Raw genomic sequence first — 17,125 nt, 5'->3', positions numbered from 1 at the left:
CCCCTTGCTATCCCACCGACGGCCATCGCGCCAGTCTTAACCCACTGTGCAGGAGTTCAGGAAGCGGCGGAGTACGTCGTCGGGCCACTCGACCGTGCCGGTCGGGAGCTCGACCAGCAACCACTGGTCGGCGAGCTTCACCTGACCGGTGAGGCGGCCGTCGAGGGTGCCGATGTGGAAGGTCTTCCCGCTGCCTTGGGTGACGCGGACGGCCGAGAGGCTGCGGGCCTGCGGTGCCGCTTGCAGGACCACCTTGGCCGCGGTGTCCGCAGTACGCATCGTCGGCTGGGACAGTACGACGTGGTTGGCCGCGATCGGGGTCTCCGCGGTCCAGCCCTTCGGCGTCAGGTTGCAGTTGATCGTGCTCCAGGGCTGCTGGTTGGCGACCAGCTCGACGACGGACGCGCCGAACATCGACAACGTCTCCGTGGTCTGCGGCTTGGCGGGCGGCGCCTTCGAAGGACTCGCGGACGCGGCGGTCTCCGGCTCGCCCGTACCACCGGCGACCTCGGTGGTGTTGCCCCACCACTTCACCTGGTTGCCGATCGCGAGTACGAGGGCCGATGCGGCCGCGACGCACAGCACGCCGGTGACCCGGCGCCGGCGCTTGATCCGGCGCAGGGCGCGCCGGCCGCGGGTGACGTCCGCGTCGATATCCGCGTCCGGCAGCCCATCGGCGGCACGATCCGCGAACCCCTCCAACAGTCTCTTGACCTCATCCACGGTGCGCTCAGCTACTCCCCGTCTTACGATCCGTCTCTTCGCTCATCAGTTCCTTCAGACGCTTCAGCGCCTTCGCCGTCTGGCTCTTCACGGTGCCTTCGGTGCACTCCAGGATCCGCGCACACGTTGCGACATCGAGATCCTGGAAGTACCGCAGTACCAGCACCGCCCGCTGCCGCGGCGCGAGATCCAGCAACGCGTCCCGGATGGCAAGCGTGTCGGTCTGATCCGGTACGTCGGTCAGCCGCGGCTCGAGCGTCTCGGCGGTCACCACCTCCGGATGGCGGCCGGCCCGGCGACGTTCGTCGAGGAAGGCGTTGACCAGGATGCGATGCGCATACGGGCCCGCGCCTTCGTGCTTGATCCGGTGCCAGTGCACGTACACCCGGGTGCAGGCGGTCTGGACCAGATCCTCGGCGGTGTGCACATCCCCCGCGGTGAGCAGCAGCGCCGTCCTCATCAGCCTGGTGCGGTCCGCGAGCAGATACTCACGGAACTCGGCCTCACGGTCACCCCCTCGCATCAACGGCCCCTGAGTGGCCTGCTTCCACCTCGACTACGCCGCCGACGCCTTCGCGGTTGCCTTCGGCTATCACTTCGATTGCCTTCTCCACCAGGTCGGGGGCGTCGTACCGGAGCCAGGTAATGCGTTGGTCCTTACGGAACCACGAGTCCTGCCGCCGCGCGAACCGGCGCGTGGCCTGGGCGGTCCGCTCCCGGGCCTGCGCTTCGTCGATCTCACCGTTCAGCAACGCGATCACCTGCGAATACCCGAGTGCGCGGTTGGCCGTCTTCCCCTCAATCAAACCCTTGTCCAGCAGACCTCGCACCTCGGCCACGAAACCCGCGTCGAACATCCGGTCCACCCGGCGGTCGATCCGCTCGTCCAGTTCAGGTCGCGGTACGTCGAGACCGAGCTGGATCGCGCCCGGGTAGACGTAGCGATGCTCGGGCAGCGTGGCGACGTACGGGCCGCCGGTGATCTCGATGACCTCGAGTGCCCGGACGATCCGCCGGCCGTTGCTCGGCAGGATCTGCTCGGCCGCCTTCGGATCGAGCTGCTGAAGTTTGCCGTGGAGTGCGCCGGAGCCGTCGGTTTCCAGTTCAGCCTCGAGGCGTGCGCGTACGACGGGATCGGTGCCGGGGAAGACGAAGTCGTCCAGGATCGCGCGGACGTACAGTGCGGATCCGCCGGCCAGGACGGGGACTGCGGCGCGGCTGATGCAGTCGTCGATCGCTGCCCGGGCCAGCTCCTGGAACTCGGCCACGGTCGCGGTCTCGGTCACGTCGAGGATGTCCAGCAGATGATGCGGTACGCCGTCGCGTTCCGTCGTACCGATCTTCGCCGTACCGATGTCCATGCCGCGGTAGACCTGCATGGCGTCGACGTTCACCACCTCGCCGCCCAGGCGCTTGGACAGCGCGACGGCCAGGTCGGACTTGCCGGCCGCGGTGGGGCCGACGACCGCGACGACGAGTGGATCGGACATCGGTCCAGTCTCGCAGCGTTGATTCCTTCCCCGCCCCACCACCCCGGTCGGGCGGTCCAAGAGTTGGCCAAGAGGTGCGGACCGGCCTTGTGGATGACCCGGAAAGTTCGGTAGGAAACACAGCAGGTGGAAACATTTCTACGGGAGGAACCACGTGACGAATCCGTTCGATGAAGAGTCCGACGCGGCCAAGGACGCGCTCGGCCTGGGGGAAGAAGCCGACGACCTGGCGGCCGCGAAGCGCAGCGGTGGCGACGTCGAGGCGAAGAAGAGCGGCGGTGACGTCGAGTTCAGTGGTGGAGATGTCGAATCCACCGGCGACGAGAGTGAGGACAGCGGCGGCGACGTAGAGTCGGAACCGTCGGGCGACGGCGTCTGACACCGTTTCGCGATCGTTCAGCATGGCGCTCGCGGAGATCCCACAGTTGCGTGGTTGCAGATGCGAAGATCGCCGCTAGCTGTCTGTAAGCACTTAACTACGCAGGAATGGGAGCCCCGAGATGGGCATCTTCGACAAGTTCAAGAACACGGCCGAGGAACTGAAGGACAAGGCCACCGACCTGGTCAACGACCACGGCGACAAGGTTGGTGAAGGTCTGGACAAGGCCGGCAACTTGGTCGACGAGAAGACGGGCGGCAAGTACGGCGACAAGATCGACTCCGGCGTCGAGAAGGCCAAGGAAGGCCTCGACAACCTGGATGGCCAGAACGACGACATCCCGGACGGTCCTAACCAGCCCGCCTGACAAACCCACGAAGGGCCGCAAGCATCAGCTTGCGGCCCTTCGCCATTCCCGCACCTGTCCCACCCCGCCCGCCAGTCCACCCCAGCCCCGCTCGGCCCGCCCTCGCGCCGGCGACCTCCGCTCGTCGAGTCGTGAGCTTGGGTTGGCGACACGCTGGGATTGACGCCGCCTGTCCACGACTCGACGAACCCGACACCAACCACAACACACGACTCGGCGACCGGAGGCCCGATCGTCCAACGGGAGCTGGCCGACGGCGATCTCCGGAGCCGGTCGACTTTGTGCACCGACGCCGTACGTCTAGCGCCCACGGGTACGGCTCTGGTGCACAAGGTGGCGCCGTACGGCGCCGGGTTCAGTGGAGGAGTTGGGTGTCAGGGCTGTGGTCAGCCAGGTTTCGTAGTGGGTGGGGGCTAGGTGCGTTCGATGGCTTCGAGCTGGCAGCCCTTCCCTCTTGAACTGGGGCTTGACTTCCGGACGCCGATTGTCCGGATTGCGTCGTACGCTCAGCAGATGGTCAAGGTTGCGGTCGACGAGCTGACGGTGCGGGCACTTGGGCCGGAGACGTGGGATGCGTTCGCGGCGCTCGCGGAGCGGCACAACGGGGTGTGGGGCGGGTGCTGGTGCACGTACTTTCACACGATGCACGAGGAGAAGACGTTCGACGCGGACAGCAATCGTGAGCTCAAGCACCGTCTGGTGCTGGAAGGGCGCGCGCATGCGGCGCTCGTGTTCGACGGGGAGCTCGCGGTCGGTTGGCTCGAGTACGGACCGCCGGTCGAGTTGCCGAACATCAACCACCGCAAGCAATACGAGGCCGGCATGGACCGCCCGCCGGACTACCGCCTCACCTGCTTCTTCACCGACCGCAACTACCGCCGCCAAGGCGTCTCGGCCGTGGCCCTCCGCGGCGCCCTCGACCTGATCGCCCAGGCCGGCGGCGGAGTCGTCGAGGCCTACCCACAGGACACCGCCGGCAAGAAGATCACCGCATCATTCCTCTACAACGGCACCCGCTCCCTCTTCGAACAAGCCGGCTTCACCTACCTCCGCCCCAAGGGCAAAAACCACACCGTAATGAGCAAGACGGTCTAGCCCAACCACCCTGTGCAGTCCGCGTTGTCGGAGGGGGTGTTTAGGGTTTGGGGCATGGATCGGTTTCGGGTGGTGCCGGCGGCTTATGTGGTGGTTCGGCGGGGGGACGAGGTGTTGTTGTTGCTGCGGGCCAACACCGGTTACATGGATGGGTACTGGGCGGTGCCGGCTGGGCATGTGGAGCGGGGTGAGTCGGCGATTGCGGCGGCGGTGCGGGAGTTGAAGGAAGAGGTGGGGATCGTTGTCGATCCGGCGGATATGGAGCCGGTGACGGCGATGCATCGGACCGGTGGGAACGGGGATCCGATCGACGAGCGGGTGGACTTCTTCTTCACGACGTCGAAGTGGACCGGCGAGCCGCGGTTGATGGAGCCGGACAAGGCTGCGGACCTGGCGTGGTACTCGCTGGACAAGCTGCCGGAGCCGTTGGTTCCGCACGAGGCGCGGGTGCTCGCGGCGGTGGCCGACGGTGGTGGGCTTCCTGCGGTGATCGCCCAGGGTTTCGCCTGAGTTCATCATTCCTTGCGCTGCCGGGCTCTAGTGTTCGCTGCGGTGTCAGTGACCTTGTGGAGGCGGCAATGGATCAGCAGAACGACGGGACGACCCGGCGGCGACTGTTACAGACGGGGGCGCTCGGCGCGGGTGCGGCGATCGCATCAGGCGCGCTGGGCACCGGGAGCGCCGCAGCTGCCATGACGGACGGCACCAACGCGGCCGGCAGTCAGAGCGGTCAGGCGGCGTCCAGCACGGCGGGTACGGCGAGCACCGCGGGGCGGATCGACACCGACCACCCTCGGTTCACGCTGGCCGTCGTACCGGATACGCAGTACCAGTACGACGAGGATCGGGGCGACCCGGCGCCGTTGACCGCGAGCTTCGAGTGGCTGATCCAGCAGCGGTCGGCCGAGAACATCGTCTTCATCGCGCATCTCGGCGACGTGGTGCAGAACGGGCTCGCGATGGAGTTCGCCCAGGCCGATCCGGTTTTCAAGATCCTGGACCGAGCCCGCTTCCCGTACTCCGTCCTGGCCGGCAACCACGACATCGACGGTTCGAAGGACGACACCCGCGGCGATTCGCCGTACCTGCACACCTTCGGGCCGCAGCGGTTCCGCCGGATGTCGACGTACGGCGGATCGACTCCGAACGGCTACAACTCGTATCACGTGTTCCGTGCGGCCGGTCAGCAGTGGTTGCTGCTGGCAATGGACTGGCGGCCCTCCGACGCGAGCTTCGCCTGGGCGCGGGACGTGATCGCCAAGCACCCGAAGCTGCCGGTCATCCTCACCATCCACGAGCTGGTGAACGCCGACCACGGCAACCCGGTCGCGTACTTCAGCGACCACGGCAACCGGGTCTGGGAGCAGCTGGTCAACGACAACGACCAGATCTTCCTGACCATGAACGGCCACTACTGGCCGCCCGGCCGGGTCACCCGGAAGAATGCCGCCGGCAACGATGTGCACCTGCACATCACCAACTACCAGGACCGGTTCTACGGCGGGTCCGGGATGGTCCGGCTCTATCACTTCGACCTGGCCCGGAACACGATCGACGTCGAGACCATCTCGCCGTGGATCATGGACCAGGACCCGGCCAAGCGGGACGAGCTGGCCGAGGCCGAGATCGAGCTGACCGACGACACCAACCGGTTCAGCATCCCGATCGACTTCGCCGAGCGGTTCGGCAAGTTCGCGCCCGTCCCGGTTCGTCCTGCCCGGCCGGCCAAGCAGCTGGTCATCCCCGGCACGGCGGCGTACTGGCGTTTCGACGGACCGGCCACCGACCAGGTGATCGACCAGTCGGGCAAGGGCAACCACCTGACCCGGGTGCAGCTCGCCGGTGATGCGCCGACGGCGAGTGCGGAGTTCCACCCGGAGCAGCCGGGGCACGCCAGCTGGCTGTTCCCGGGCGGCAAGAACCCGGCCCGCGGCGGGTACCTGCGGACCGCCGACGAAGCGGCAATCAACGCCATGACGTTCAAGAGTGGCTACACGATCGAGGCGTTCGTGAAGCTTGCCGACGACGGGCAGGACCACTCCTGGGAAGGGCTGCTCGCCCGGTTGGGCACGGGACGCGACGCTGGCAAGACCGGCAGCGACCCGGACGAGCCGACGGTCAAGCTCGGCTTCTCCGGCGGGCTCGAGCTGCAGTGGGCCGTGTACCCGTTCGACAAGAACGACACGTTCACCAACTGGGGCCACGAGATGGTCGCCGGCCGCTGGTTCCACCTGGCGATCGTGAACGACGGCCGGCACAGCATCGTGTACGTCGACTCGTCGGAGCTACTTCGCAACCCGTCGACCCTGTCCAACGGCCTCGCGACCGTCGGCAAGCCGTGGCTGATCGGCGCCGGCCACTACAACAACGTCGTCGACCAAGGCTTCGCCGGCAACATCGGCGAGGTCCGGATCGTCACCCGCGCACTGAAGCCGTCACAGTTCCTGAACGCTTAGAGGTGGGAGCGGATCAGGGCTTCCTGGGCTGGGAGGAGTGCTAGTTCCTCCTGGCTCAGGGTGACGTTGCGGCCGCGGTCGGCCAGGGCGTCAGGTAGGCCCGGTGATGGGTCGATCGAGTTGGCGAGGTAGACGCCCAACGCCTCGCGAATGAGTGGTGACAAGTCTTCGAAGGACGGGTCCAGTGCGACCTGGGCGAAGATGATGGCCGTCATTGCGACGTCGAACTCCGCCGTACCCTCGATCGCGTTGCGCCAGTCGATGACGACCGGGCCGTCCTCGGTGGCGATCACGTTCAGCGGGTGCAGATCGCCGTGGACGACGACAAGTCCGGGCGTGCCGCTCGGAGCCGGGATCGCCTGGAGCCGTCGATGCAGGTCGGCGTGGATCTGTCCGAGCTCGGCCGCGGTGAAGTCGCCGGCGATCGCGGCGTCGGCAAGGGTCGGCCCGTTCAGCCGCTGGATCACCATGTCCGGCCCGTCGATGTCCCGGACCGCGGGCACCGGGTAGTCGTACTTCGCCACCCACCGCATGAAGTCGCCTTCGTCGCGCACCGGGTAGCCGTTGCGATAACGCCGCAGTACCCATTCGTCGTCGATGGCGTAGATGTCCGCGTCCCGGCCGAAGGCGAACGGCTCGGCACCGGCCGGCAGGAAAGGCGATTCGCGCAGCGTAACCTCAGCCTCCGGCCGCCCCAGCCTCGCGCCCAATCCAGCGCTGTCCCCAGTCATCCGACCTGGCAGCCGCCGACTGCCGGTTCCATAGGCTTGGCGCCGAGCGTCGGCATCCCCAACATCACTCCGCTCGGGCTGGACGGTGCGTCCTGTGCGCGCTCCCACGCATCCCCAGCACGGGTACGGCGTACTGCACCGAAGACATCTGCGACCAGGTGGTGCGGGGCGGCGTACGTCACCTCGACCGTTGCCATGTCACCCGGCCGCGGCTTCTCGACGCCTTCTGGGATAGCAAAGTGGACCAGGCGGTTGTCGGCAGCGCGGCCACTGAGCCGATGGGTGGCGGCGTCCTTCCGCCCCTCCCCCTCGGCGATGAGCACCTCGAGCGAGCGGCCGACGGTCAGCTTGTTCTCGTCCCAGGCGACATCGTCCTGCAGTGCGACCAGACGCTCGTACCGCTCCTGTACGACGTCGCGCGGGACCTGGTCCTCCATCGACTCGGCCGGCGTACCAGGACGCTTCGAGTACTGGAAGGTGAACGCGCCCGCGAACCGCGCCTGCCGGACCACGTCGAGCGTGCCCTGGAAGTCCTCCTCGGTCTCCCCCGGGAACCCGACGATGATGTCGGTCGTGATCGCCGCATCCGGCATCGCGGCCCGGACGTCCTCGATGATCTTCAGGTACCGGTCCTGGCGATAGGAACGCCGCATCGCCTTCAGCACCCGATCGGATCCCGACTGCAGCGGCATGTGCAGCGAAGGCATCACGTTCGGCGTCTCGGCCATCGCCTCGATCACGTCCGCGGTGAAGTCCCGCGGGTGCGGCGAGGTGAACCGGACCCGCTCGAGGCCGTCGATTTCACCGCAGGCCCGGAGCAGCTTCGAGAACGCGTACCGGTCGCCGAACTCCACGCCGTACGAGTTCACGTTCTGGCCGAGCAGCGTCACCTCGAGCACGCCCTCAGCGACGAGCGTCTCGACCTCGGCGAGCACGTCGCCCGGCCGGCGATCCTTCTCCCGGCCGCGGAGCGCAGGCACGATGCAGAAAGTGCAGGTGTTGTTGCAGCCGACGCTGACCGACACCCAGGCGGAGTACGCCGACTCGCGCCGGGTCGGCAGCGTCGACGGGAAGACCTCGAGCGACTCAAGGATCTCGACCTGGGACTCCTCAGCGATCCGGGCCCGCTCCAGCAGCACCGGCAGCGAACCGATGTTGTGGGTCCCGAACACGACGTCGACCCAGGGCGCTTTGCGCACGATCGACGCCTTGTCCTTCTGCGCCAGGCACCCGCCGACCGCGATCTGCATCCCGGGCTTGCGCGCCTTCACCGGCGCCAGGTGACCGAGGTTGCCGTACAGCTTGTTGTCGGCGTTCTCCCGGACCGCGCAGGTGTTGAAGACGACCACATCGGCCTCGTCACCCTCAGGCGCGCGGACGTAGCCCGCATCCTCCAGCAGCCCGCGCAGCCGCTCGGAGTCGTGGACATTCATCTGGCACCCATAGGTGCGGACCTCATAAGTACGCATAACAGCCACCAAGAGTACGTGCCGGGGTAGACATTTCCCTACCTGGGATCGGCGTTCTGCGACCCGTGTGCCCGCCTGCCCCACAGACAATAGTGAGGGGCATGAACAGTTCTCGTCGTCAGTTTCTCGCCCGTACCGCCGCCGGGGCCGCTGTGCTCGCGGCTGGCTCGTTCACTACGACCGCCGCTTCAGCTCTTGTGAAGCCCGCCAGGATCACTGCGCTCACCAATGTCACTGTCATCGATGTCGCCAGCGGGCGCCGGGATCGGCATCAGACGGTGTTGCTTAGCGGCGAGCGAATTGTTGGGGTTGGCCGGATTCCGGTTCCGCGCGGAGCCGTTGAGGTCGATCTGACTGGGAAGTATGTGATTCCCGGGCTGGCCGACATGCATGTGCACAGTCTTGGGGACGAGCGGGTTTCGCCGCCGTTGTATCTCGCGAACGGGCTGACCACCGTGCGCGAGATGTCCGGGACGGATCCGATGTTGTACGACTGGCGCGACCGGATCGCGGCCGGCACGCTGCTCGGGCCGCGCATGGTCGTCGCCAGCAACATCATCGACGGCGACCCGACCCTGTGGGACCCGAATCTGATCAAGGTCATCGTGGTCGACGACGCCGCGTCCGCGCGGGCCGCCGTACGCCGGGTGAAGGGCGAGGGCGCCGACTTCGTCAAGGTGTACTCGCGCCTCAGCCGCGAATCGTGGCTCGCGATCATCCACGAGGCCCGCAAGATCGGGCTGACCGTCCACGGCCACGGCCCGGACCAGGTCACCTCGAAGGAGGTCAGCAACGCCGGCCAGCGCAGCATCGAGCACATCCACTCGCTCGGGCTGGCGGTCTCGACCCGGGAGGCCGAGGTACGGCGGATGGTCCTCGCGATCAAGGTGGCCAACGGCGACTACAACTCGTGGTTCCGGCAGCTGCACCCGATCGAATGGATCGCCGCCAACACGTACAGCCCGTCTCGCGCCGCCGACGTGTTCGGCACGCTGCGTCGCAACAACACCCGGGTCACGCCGACGCTGACCATGCACAACGTCCTCGACCAGATCGACTACACCGGCCTCGATCCGGCGCTGGCGAAGTACATGAGCGAGGACTCGATCGGCACCTACGACTACGTCATCCAGAACCTGTACGCCGCCAACCGGACCGCTGAGGAGATCTCCCACCAGCACGAGATGTGGGCCTGGCGGCAGCGGTTCGTGCGTGAGCTGATCGAGCACGACGTACCGATCATGGCCGGCACCGACACGGGTACGCCGTACTCCGTGCCGGGGTTCGCGCTGCACGACGAGCTCGAGCATCTGGTCGGGGCCGGTGCCACACCGCGACAGGCGTTGTACGCCGCGACTGTCGAGCCGGCCAAGTTCCTCGGGATGAGCGCCGACCTCGGCTCGGTGGAACCGCGGAAGATCGCGGACCTCGTCGTACTCGACGCCGACCCGCTGACCGACATCCGCAACACCCGCAAGATCCACACCGTCGTCACCCGCGGCCGAGTCATCTCACCGGCCGCGCGGGACCGGATGCTCGCGGACGTGGAAACCGCGGTCAAGGAGCCGCCTGCGACGACGGCGCTGGCGGCCGGCGGCTGCTGCGGCAGCCGGCCGAGCCACTAAGCCGGGTCGGTACGGCCCGGCCGGTCCGGGATGCAATCGGGCGGGCGGACTCCGGCGACGACGGTGCTGGCGCCTGATTACGAGGCTCCCGGGCCGGGCCAGCCAGAGCCGGCCCGGGAGCTGCTTCGTGCGGCCCTGGTTGGCCTGAAGGCCCGAACCGCCACGCAGGCAGAACCCCGCATCGGCGCTCCAGCAATCGTTTGCCGGAGGGTTTCTGCCTGCGTGGCGGTTCGCCCCCGTCTCCGCGGAGGTCGGGCAACCCGGGCCGGTCCCCGCGGCCGGACGACGGCTCACCCGGTCCGAGATGCGACCCGGTGGGCCGGCGACGGCTCAGCCGGTTCGGGACGGGACCCGGTGGGCCGGCGACGGCTCAGCCGGTTCGGGCTGCGACTCGGTGGGCCGGCTCCGGTGAGGGAGGATCCGGGGCGAGGGTGCCGTCGGGGGCTACGTGTTGGAAGATCTGCTCTACCAGGGCGATTACGTGTGGATCGTCGACGGAGTAGAGCTGGCGGCGGCCCTCGCGGTGGGCGGTGACCAGGCCGGCCAGGCGGAGCTTGGCCAGGTGCTGGCTCGCGGTCGGCACGCTGACGCCCACCCGGGCAGCCAGCGTGCCGACGTCGTGCTCGCCGCAACTCGCCAACGCGACCAGATGCAAACGGACCGGCGCGAGCAACAGTCCGAAGGTCCGGGCCGCGGTGGCGAGCTGCGGCCCGGTCGGCTCGATCACACGCACACCTTGGGCTGGATCGGCTCTCCGAAGGGGTCTCGAGTCGGATACCCGAGAGCCGCGTCGATCAGTTCCTCCAGCCGGTCACTCAACCCGTGCGCGAGGAGGACAGCCTCGTCATGCACTTCGTCCAAAGGAACTCCGAGGACCCGGTGCAGAAAGGTCTCGAGCAGCTGGTGCCGTCGCTCGTCCATCAGTAGATGTTGGAGGGTCGGACCATGCCCTCGGCGAGGTCGCCGAAGCCCGGAGCCATGATCGCGCCGGGGTTGCCGAGGATCTCCTCGACGACCGCGGTCTCGGTGGTGATCAGCAGCGCCGCGATCGAGGCCGCACTCTCCAGCGCCGCGCGGGTGACCTTGAGCGGGTCGATCACGGCGTCCTCGATCAGGTCGCCGTACTGACCGGTGAGCGCGTTGAACCCATGCCCGGCCGGCAGTTCAGCAACCCGCGCGACCACCTCGTCGCCGTCGTACCCGGCGTTGATCGCGATCCACCGCAACGGCTCCGGCAATGCTCGCCGGACGATCTCGCGGCCGATCGCCTCGTCGCCGTCCAGCTCCAACTCAGAGAGCGCGCGCTGAGCCTGGACCAGGACGGTCCCGCCGCCGGCGACCACACCTTCCTCCAGTGCGGCACGAGTCGCTGCCAAGGAATCCTCGACCCGCAGCATCCGTTCCTTCAGCTCGACGCTCGTCGCGCCGCCGACCCGGATCACCGCGACCTTGCCGGCCAGCCGCGCCATCCGCAGCTGCAGGCTGTCCTGGTCGGCGTCGATCTTGGCCCGCTCGAACTGCTTCTCCAGCTGAGAGATCCGCGCCTCCACCAGCGACGCGTCCCCGTGCCCACCGACGATCGTGGTGGTGTCCTCGGTGATCGTGATCCGGTCGCAGGATCCGAGGTGCTCCCGGCTCACCTCGGACAGCTCGAGCCCGGTGTCCTTCGCGATCACCGATCCACCAAGCGCGGTGGCGAGATCCTCCAGCTCGGCGATCCGGCGGTGTCCGAAGCCAGGTGCCCGGACGACGACCGATCGCATCGTGTTGTGCATGTTGCCGCCGACAAGCAGTTGCAGCGCCGGTCCGTCGACCTCCTCGGCGAGTACGACGAGCGGCCGATCGGCACGTTTCGCCGCCTCGAGGGCCGGCATGATCTCCTGCACCTGTGTGATCTTCTTGTTGGTCAGCAGGATCACCGGGCGGTCGTAGACGGTCTCCATCCGCTCCCGGTCGGTGACCATGTACGCCGACACGTAGCCGTGGTCGAACTCGATGCCGTCGACAACTTCCACCGACATCCCGAGCGTGTCCGACTCCTCGGTCGTGACGACGCCGTTGCGGCCGACCCAGTCGACCGCGTCCGCGATCACCTCGCCGATCGTCTCGTCGTCGCTCGCCGCCAGCGTCGCGATGTGCCGCAACTGGTCGCGGTCACGGACCTCGACCGCCCGACCGCGCAAGGCCTCGACCACCACCGGTACGGTCCGCTCGATGCCCCGGCGTACCCGCATCGGGTTGGCGCCGGCGTCGACCTCGCGAAGGCCCTCGCGGACCATCGCCTGGGCCAGCACGGTGGCCGTGGTGGTGCCGTCGCCGACGACACCGTTGGTCTTCATCGCGACTTCCTTGACCAGCTGCGCGCCCATGTTGGCGAAGGGCTCGCGCAGCTGGATCTCGCGGGCGATGGTGACGCCGTCGTTGGTGATCGTCGGCGGGCCGGTCAGCTTCTCCAGCACCGCGTTGCGGCCTTTCGGCCCGAGCGTCACCTTGATCGCGTCGGCCAGCGCGTTCACGCCGGACTCGAGCAACCGCCGGGCATCGGTGTTGAACCGCAGTTCCTTCGCCATGGTCAGCCTCCTTCTAGGGAATGAGGATCGCCCGGCCGCGGACCAGGCCGCGGTCGAGGTCGTCGAGGGCCTGCTGGAAGTCGTCCAGCGGGTACTTCGTGGTGTGCAGCGCGACCTTGCCCTGGGCCGCGAGCTCCATCAGGTCCTGCAGGTCGTTGTACGACCCGACCAGGTTGCCGATGAAGTTGATCTCGGTGGAGATCATGTCGATGGTCGGTACGTCGAGGTTCTCGCCGTACCCGACCACGTAGTAGTTGCCGGCTCGCCGCAGCATCTCGATCCCGTCGGCGGTGGCGCCGCCCTCACCGACGAAGTCGATCACCGCCTCCGCGCCGTGCCGGCCGGTCAGCGCCCGGACCTGTTCGACCTGAGTGCCGTCGGCAACGATCCCGTGGTCGGCGCCGATCTCGACGGCGAGGTCAACCGCAGCTTGGTTGCGGTCGACAACGACCAGGGTCGCGGCCGAGATCGCCTTCATCACCTGGATTCCGATGTGCCCGAGACCGCCCGCACCGATCAGCACGCAGACCGCTCCCGGCCGAAGAGTTCGCGCTGCCTTCGCGGCGGCGTGGTACGCCGTCAGCCCGGCGTCCGCGAGCGCTGCGACATCGGCCGGTTCGAGTGCGTCGTCGATCTTCACGACGCTGCGGGCAGTAGTACGGAGGTATTCGGCGTACCCGCCATCGGTGTCGATCCCCGGGAACGCCGACGCCTCGCAGTGCACGTCGTCGCCGGACCGGCAGGCCCGGCAGAGTCCGCAGGTGACCAATGGGTGCAGGATCACCTTGTCGCCGACGGCAACATTCGTGACGGCGTCGCCGATCGCGTGCACCCAGCCGGCGTTCTCGTGCCCGATCGTGTACGGGAGTTGTACGCCGCTCTTCTCGGCCCACTGCCCTTCGAGAATATGCAGATCGGTCCGGCAGACGCCGGCGCCGCCGATCCGGACGACAACGTCGAGCGGCCCGGTGATCTTCGGCTCGGGGATGTCGGTCAGTTGAAGCTTGTCGTGATAGCCGATGACCTGGACGGCTCTCATTTCGTCCTCCTCGTATCGGTGATCAGGCCGCCCGGCTCGTCGTCGTACCGGGTGGCGAGCAGGCCGCGGCAGAAGTGCGCGTTGCCCTCGACGGAGATCCGGACCGCCTTCGCGAACCGCAACCGCAGCGGTACGGCGTCGGCCGGCACGGGTACGCCGTCGTCGTCGACCAGCACCAGGTCGTCCGGCCGGATGCCGAGCCCGATATCGGTCCGACGCCGCAGCAGCGCCTCCTTCTGGGGACCGCCGGGGAGCTGGCCGAGGGTCAGCCCGGCCAGCTCCTCGACGGTTGTGGCGGTGGACCGGAGGACTGCCATCACGCTCCGCTCCATCGCAGCTGTGTGCGCCTTGCGCTGGAAGGTCCGGCGCAGTTCGTCCAGATCCTGATCGGCCTCGGTCCCGAACGTGCCGACGTACCCCGCGTTCGCGGCCAGGCCGGCGTTGATCTTGTCCGAGTCGTGGTGATCGTCGAGCAGCACCGTGACCCTGCCGACCTCCGGCACCCGACGCAGGGCGTCGACCGCGTCGGATGCCATCAGGTAGGCGAAGTTCGGTGCGCAGAACGAGGTCGGCAGCCGCAGGTGCACGGTCACGCCGGCCTTGTCGATCCGGATCGACTTGACGAATCCGAGTTCGGTGATCGGCTGGTCCAGCTCCGGGTCGACAACGGTCGCCAGGGCCGCGACGACCTCTAGCTGCAGCGGCGTGGCGACCGCGATCATGAGGCCACGGCTTCTTCCCGCGATCCGGCGTCAGCCGGCAGCCGGAGCTCCTCGGGTACGTCGAGGTCGTACAAGGCGGCCGCGTTCAGACCCAGGATCTTCTTCTTCTGCTCGACCGTGATCGGTGCGTACTCCGTCAGGTCGGCCGGGATCTGGAAGTCGACGAACTTCTCGATCAGCCATTTCGGCGTCCAGATCGCGTAGTCCGACGAGAACAGGATCCGGTCCTCGCCGATCCAGTACAGCAACTCCCCGAGGATCTGCGCGAAGTACTTCGGCCGGGTGTGGATGAACGGCATCGCCACCGCCAGACCGCCGTACACGTTGGGCTCCTGGGTGGCGATCCAGCAGAAGTCCTCGAGCCGCGGCAGGCCGACGTGCTCGACGATGAAGTTCAGCTCGGTGTAGTCGGTCGCCACCTGGTCGATGTCGGCGACGTCGAACGCGTCCCGGTCCAGCGGCCGGATGGTGGGGCCCTTGTGCACGTGGATGTTCTTGATCCCGAGCTTCAGGCACTCCTCGAGATAGCGCCGCGACCACGGACTGTCGAGCTTGTACCCACGGGAGTCGCCGTGCCACTCCGCGGTGTAGAGCTTCACGCCCTTCAGACCCATCCGGTCCGCGTCCTTGCGCAGTTGCTCAAGGCCCGCCTCTTCATAGCGCGGGTCCCACGCGTGGTTGTAGGTGAGCTTGCCGGGGTTCGCCCGGGTCAGCGCGAGAGCGGCCTCGGTCTGGCCGAAGCCGTTCTTGTAGAAGTCGCTCAGGATGGCCGGCTGGAAGATCGCGTGGTCGACGTACCCGTCCTCGAACAGGTCCTTCAGCAGCCGCTGCTCGCCGTAGTACGTGTAGGTGTCGTAGTCCCAGACGACCTCTTCGGGACTGAGGTTCTTGTGGTAGTCGTAGAAGCAGTCGATGAACTGCTTGCCGTGGATGTTCTTGTGGTTCGAGGCGCGACCGTCCCACAGGGCGATGTGCGCGTCGCAGATGTAGTACTGCTCGCCGTTCTTCTCGTACATGTCCGCCTCAGTTCGTGGTGAGGTCGAAACCGATGTACTCGGCGGCGTCCTCGGGGCTGGCGAACAGGATGGTCTTGTCGTCCAGGTGCACCATCCGGCCGTAGTGGGTGGAGGAGATCTCCTCGAACACCGAGCCGTCGAACTCCATCCCGAGCGCGTCGGACAGCTCGGCGTAGTCGAAGTTGAGCAACCCGGTGCCGTCGACCCGGATCATCGACGGGTACTCCGTCAGCTCGACACCGTCCTTCGCGCCCATCACCTGGGCGACGACGCGGCCGATCGGGGTGTTCATCAGGGTCACGCCGGTCTTGTTGGAGAACGAGGCGTCAGATCCGAACTGCATGCTCACTGGTCCAGCTCCTTCGGAGTGTCGAGCCCGAGGTCCTCGAGCAGGGAACGGAACTTCTGCTTGGCCGCGTCGAGGCTGTCCGCGAACGTGACGGACTTGTCGGCCGGCTGCGACCAGATCGGCTGCAGCGCGTGCGCGGCGTCCAGACAACGCGGCACCCAGAGCGCGAGCCACTCGCCGAACAGCGCCTTGTTGCTCTCGCCGTACTCCGAGTCCCGGGTCAGCAGCCGGAACAGGTTGCGGGTGTAGGCGAGATCGCGGTCGTAGTCGTGCTCGCCGGTGCCGACGATGGTCGGCGTGACGTAGTCGCCGTTGCGGGCCGCGATCTGCATCACCAGCTCGGTCCGGAACAGCGACCCGACGAGCTGCTCGAACACCACGTTGGTGGCGAAGAGCAACTCGCACCAGTCGCCGACGGCGGTCAGCCGCTCGACAACCTCACGCGTCGGCTGCCACTCCGGCGCACTCTGCCAAACCTCCTTGTGCGCCGAGCCGTCGAACGGTACGTCGGCTTCCGACAGATCCAGGTTGAAGAGTGCGAGGTCCTGGGCGAACCGCATCTTGTGGGCCGCGTTCACAGCGACAGCGGTGTTGATCATGTTGGTGGGACCGGACCGCTGAATGCTGGTGAACACGTGCAGCGCGAGCCCGTTCTCCGCGTGCATCCAGGCGCCGAGGTTGCGCTCGACGAACTTCAGCCAGGCCGGGTTCCAAGCGTCGTACGCCCTGGCCCGCTTGGCGTTCTGCAGGCTGAGGTCGACCTGCCGGACGACCGCGGAGTTGTTCCGGTAGATCGTCTGGTTCCACTCCTCGTTCGGGTCGAGGAACGCGTGCCAGTTGGACGACTTCGCGGCCGTCCATTCCTTCGGATAGCCGCCGGGACCGTTGCCGAAGCCGTAGATCCAGCCCTGGCTCAGGTGCCGATCCGGGTCCGGCTGCACATCGACCGTGACGTCCTCGTACATCGTCGCGCGCAGCTTGGCCGGCTTGTAGTAGTTGTACGACCGGCTCTGCGAGCTGGGGAACTCCAGCGCGCCGGCCTCGGAGTCGGTGAACTCGATCTTCGGGAAGCTGCGCTGCTTGGTTTCTGTCAT

The 17,125-nt window shown here is 67.4% G+C and carries 19 protein-coding genes; 6 read left to right on the top strand and 13 right to left on the bottom strand.

Annotated elements, in window-relative coordinates:
* Window positions 1-36: 36 nt before the first annotated feature.
* The 3 genes from EV650_RS39985 to miaA are packed head-to-tail and all read right to left on the bottom strand — an operon-like array spanning window position 37 to window position 2,213.
* Complete coding sequence (locus EV650_RS39985; protein WP_134124440.1) at window positions 37-723, bottom strand: hypothetical protein; 687 nt, start codon at window positions 721-723, stop codon at window positions 37-39.
* A gap of 7 nt (window positions 724-730) precedes the next feature.
* Complete coding sequence (locus tag EV650_RS39980) at window positions 731-1,246, bottom strand: SigE family RNA polymerase sigma factor (protein ID WP_134124439.1); 516 nt, start codon at window positions 1,244-1,246, stop codon at window positions 731-733.
* Window positions 1,233-2,213, bottom strand: coding sequence for a tRNA (adenosine(37)-N6)-dimethylallyltransferase MiaA (gene miaA / locus EV650_RS39975; RefSeq protein WP_134124438.1), 981 nt, complete (start codon window positions 2,211-2,213; stop codon window positions 1,233-1,235). Before miaA ends, EV650_RS39980 begins: the two co-directional genes overlap by 14 nt.
* A 154-nt stretch (window positions 2,214-2,367) precedes the next feature.
* On the opposite strand from miaA, the gene EV650_RS39970 reads away from it, so the two are divergent.
* From EV650_RS39970 to EV650_RS39945, 5 genes are all read left to right on the top strand, one after another.
* Window positions 2,368-2,592, top strand: coding sequence for a hypothetical protein (locus tag EV650_RS39970; RefSeq protein WP_134124437.1), 225 nt, complete (start codon window positions 2,368-2,370; stop codon window positions 2,590-2,592).
* 121 nt (window positions 2,593-2,713) lie between these two features.
* A complete protein-coding gene (locus EV650_RS39965; RefSeq protein WP_134124436.1) occupies window positions 2,714-2,959 on the top strand; it encodes an antitoxin in 246 nt (81 codons plus the stop codon).
* A 513-nt stretch (window positions 2,960-3,472) separates the two neighbouring features.
* Window positions 3,473-4,054: a GNAT family N-acetyltransferase gene (locus EV650_RS39955; RefSeq protein WP_134124434.1), complete on the top strand. Its 582-nt coding sequence runs from the start codon at window positions 3,473-3,475 to the stop codon at window positions 4,052-4,054.
* 54 nt (window positions 4,055-4,108) lie between these two features.
* Entirely contained in the window at window positions 4,109-4,564 is a 456-nt protein-coding gene (locus tag EV650_RS39950) for an NUDIX hydrolase (protein ID WP_134124433.1), read from the top strand.
* Between the two features lie 68 nt (window positions 4,565-4,632).
* Window positions 4,633-6,510 (top strand): LamG-like jellyroll fold domain-containing protein, encoded by a 1,878-nt coding sequence (locus tag EV650_RS39945; protein WP_134124432.1) that lies wholly within the window; start codon window positions 4,633-4,635, stop codon window positions 6,508-6,510.
* On the opposite strand, the gene EV650_RS39940 is transcribed toward EV650_RS39945, so the two are convergent.
* Entirely contained in the window at window positions 6,507-7,241 is a 735-nt protein-coding gene (locus EV650_RS39940; RefSeq protein WP_238174773.1) for a phosphotransferase, read from the bottom strand. The two genes, EV650_RS39945 and EV650_RS39940, sit on opposite strands and share 4 nt — an antisense overlap.
* Entirely contained in the window at window positions 7,238-8,710 is a 1,473-nt protein-coding gene (miaB, locus tag EV650_RS39935; RefSeq protein WP_134124431.1) for a tRNA (N6-isopentenyl adenosine(37)-C2)-methylthiotransferase MiaB, read from the bottom strand. The genes EV650_RS39940 and miaB overlap by 4 nt, the downstream gene beginning before the upstream one ends.
* 386 nt (window positions 8,711-9,096) lie before the next feature.
* Between miaB and EV650_RS39930 the strand changes: the two genes are divergently transcribed.
* A complete protein-coding gene (locus EV650_RS39930; protein ID WP_238174772.1) occupies window positions 9,097-10,335 on the top strand; it encodes an amidohydrolase family protein in 1,239 nt (412 codons plus the stop codon).
* Between the two features lie 370 nt (window positions 10,336-10,705).
* On the opposite strand, the gene EV650_RS39925 is transcribed toward EV650_RS39930, so the two are convergent.
* Genes EV650_RS39925 through EV650_RS39890 form a run of 8 tightly spaced genes read right to left on the bottom strand, consistent with a single transcriptional unit; the run spans window position 10,706 to window position 17,125 of the window.
* Window positions 10,706-11,062 carry an ArsR/SmtB family transcription factor gene (locus EV650_RS39925; RefSeq protein WP_238174771.1) on the bottom strand — a complete coding sequence of 119 codons (357 nt, stop codon included), beginning with the start codon at window positions 11,060-11,062 and terminating at the stop codon, window positions 10,706-10,708.
* Window positions 11,059-11,256 carry a metal-dependent transcriptional regulator gene (locus EV650_RS39920; protein ID WP_134124428.1) on the bottom strand — a complete coding sequence of 66 codons (198 nt, stop codon included), beginning with the start codon at window positions 11,254-11,256 and terminating at the stop codon, window positions 11,059-11,061. Before EV650_RS39920 ends, EV650_RS39925 begins: the two co-directional genes overlap by 4 nt.
* The gene (gene groL / locus EV650_RS39915) at window positions 11,256-12,905 is read right to left on the bottom strand and encodes a chaperonin GroEL (protein ID WP_134124427.1); all 1,650 of its coding nucleotides are present in this window, start codon (window positions 12,903-12,905) and stop codon (window positions 11,256-11,258) included. Before groL ends, EV650_RS39920 begins: the two co-directional genes overlap by 1 nt.
* 13 nt (window positions 12,906-12,918) lie before the next feature.
* Window positions 12,919-13,944, bottom strand: coding sequence for an NAD(P)-dependent alcohol dehydrogenase (locus EV650_RS39910; protein WP_134124426.1), 1,026 nt, complete (start codon window positions 13,942-13,944; stop codon window positions 12,919-12,921).
* Entirely contained in the window at window positions 13,941-14,666 is a 726-nt protein-coding gene (locus EV650_RS39905) for an iron-sulfur cluster assembly protein (protein WP_134124425.1), read from the bottom strand. The genes EV650_RS39910 and EV650_RS39905 overlap by 4 nt, the downstream gene beginning before the upstream one ends.
* A complete protein-coding gene (locus EV650_RS39900) occupies window positions 14,663-15,682 on the bottom strand; it encodes an amidohydrolase family protein (protein WP_134124424.1) in 1,020 nt (339 codons plus the stop codon). Before EV650_RS39900 ends, EV650_RS39905 begins: the two co-directional genes overlap by 4 nt.
* Before the next feature lie 7 nt (window positions 15,683-15,689).
* Entirely contained in the window at window positions 15,690-16,025 is a 336-nt protein-coding gene (mimD, locus tag EV650_RS39895; RefSeq protein WP_134124516.1) for a propane 2-monooxygenase effector subunit MimD, read from the bottom strand.
* A gap of 2 nt (window positions 16,026-16,027) precedes the next feature.
* Window positions 16,028-17,125 (bottom strand): aromatic/alkene monooxygenase hydroxylase subunit beta, encoded by a 1,098-nt coding sequence (locus EV650_RS39890; RefSeq protein WP_134124423.1) that lies wholly within the window; start codon window positions 17,123-17,125, stop codon window positions 16,028-16,030.

It is taken from the genome of Kribbella kalugense, from assembly GCF_004365875.1.
Taxonomy (GTDB): domain Bacteria; phylum Actinomycetota; class Actinomycetes; order Propionibacteriales; family Kribbellaceae; genus Kribbella; species Kribbella kalugense.
The sequence above is the reverse complement of the archived record's forward strand: the minus strand, read 5'-3'. Positions and strand labels throughout refer to the sequence as shown.

Excerpts from the sequence above, each read along its gene's own strand:
- miaB (WP_134124431.1), bottom strand. The coding sequence starts at position 8,710 with ATGCGTACTTATGAGGTCCGCACCTATGGGTGCCAGATGAATGTCCAC.
- EV650_RS39900 (WP_134124424.1), bottom strand. The coding sequence starts at position 15,682 with ATGTACGAGAAGAACGGCGAGCAGTACTACATCTGCGACGCGCACATC.
- EV650_RS39950 (WP_134124433.1), top strand. The coding sequence starts at position 4,109 with ATGGATCGGTTTCGGGTGGTGCCGGCGGCTTATGTGGTGGTTCGGCGG.
- EV650_RS39940 (WP_238174773.1), bottom strand. The coding sequence starts at position 7,241 with ATGACTGGGGACAGCGCTGGATTGGGCGCGAGGCTGGGGCGGCCGGAG.
- EV650_RS39965 (WP_134124436.1), top strand. The coding sequence starts at position 2,714 with ATGGGCATCTTCGACAAGTTCAAGAACACGGCCGAGGAACTGAAGGAC.
- EV650_RS39905 (WP_134124425.1), bottom strand. The coding sequence starts at position 14,666 with ATGATCGCGGTCGCCACGCCGCTGCAGCTAGAGGTCGTCGCGGCCCTG.
- EV650_RS39890 (WP_134124423.1), bottom strand. The coding sequence starts at position 17,125 with ATGACAGAAACCAAGCAGCGCAGCTTCCCGAAGATCGAGTTCACCGAC.
- EV650_RS39910 (WP_134124426.1), bottom strand. The coding sequence starts at position 13,944 with ATGAGAGCCGTCCAGGTCATCGGCTATCACGACAAGCTTCAACTGACC.
- EV650_RS39945 (WP_134124432.1), top strand. The coding sequence starts at position 4,633 with ATGGATCAGCAGAACGACGGGACGACCCGGCGGCGACTGTTACAGACG.
- EV650_RS39955 (WP_134124434.1), top strand. The coding sequence starts at position 3,473 with ATGGTCAAGGTTGCGGTCGACGAGCTGACGGTGCGGGCACTTGGGCCG.
- groL (WP_134124427.1), bottom strand. The coding sequence starts at position 12,905 with ATGGCGAAGGAACTGCGGTTCAACACCGATGCCCGGCGGTTGCTCGAG.
- EV650_RS39980 (WP_134124439.1), bottom strand. The coding sequence starts at position 1,246 with ATGCGAGGGGGTGACCGTGAGGCCGAGTTCCGTGAGTATCTGCTCGCG.
- EV650_RS39920 (WP_134124428.1), bottom strand. The coding sequence starts at position 11,256 with ATGGACGAGCGACGGCACCAGCTGCTCGAGACCTTTCTGCACCGGGTC.
- miaA (WP_134124438.1), bottom strand. The coding sequence starts at position 2,213 with ATGTCCGATCCACTCGTCGTCGCGGTCGTCGGCCCCACCGCGGCCGGC.
- mimD (WP_134124516.1), bottom strand. The coding sequence starts at position 16,025 with ATGCAGTTCGGATCTGACGCCTCGTTCTCCAACAAGACCGGCGTGACC.
- EV650_RS39930 (WP_238174772.1), top strand. The coding sequence starts at position 9,097 with ATGCATGTGCACAGTCTTGGGGACGAGCGGGTTTCGCCGCCGTTGTAT.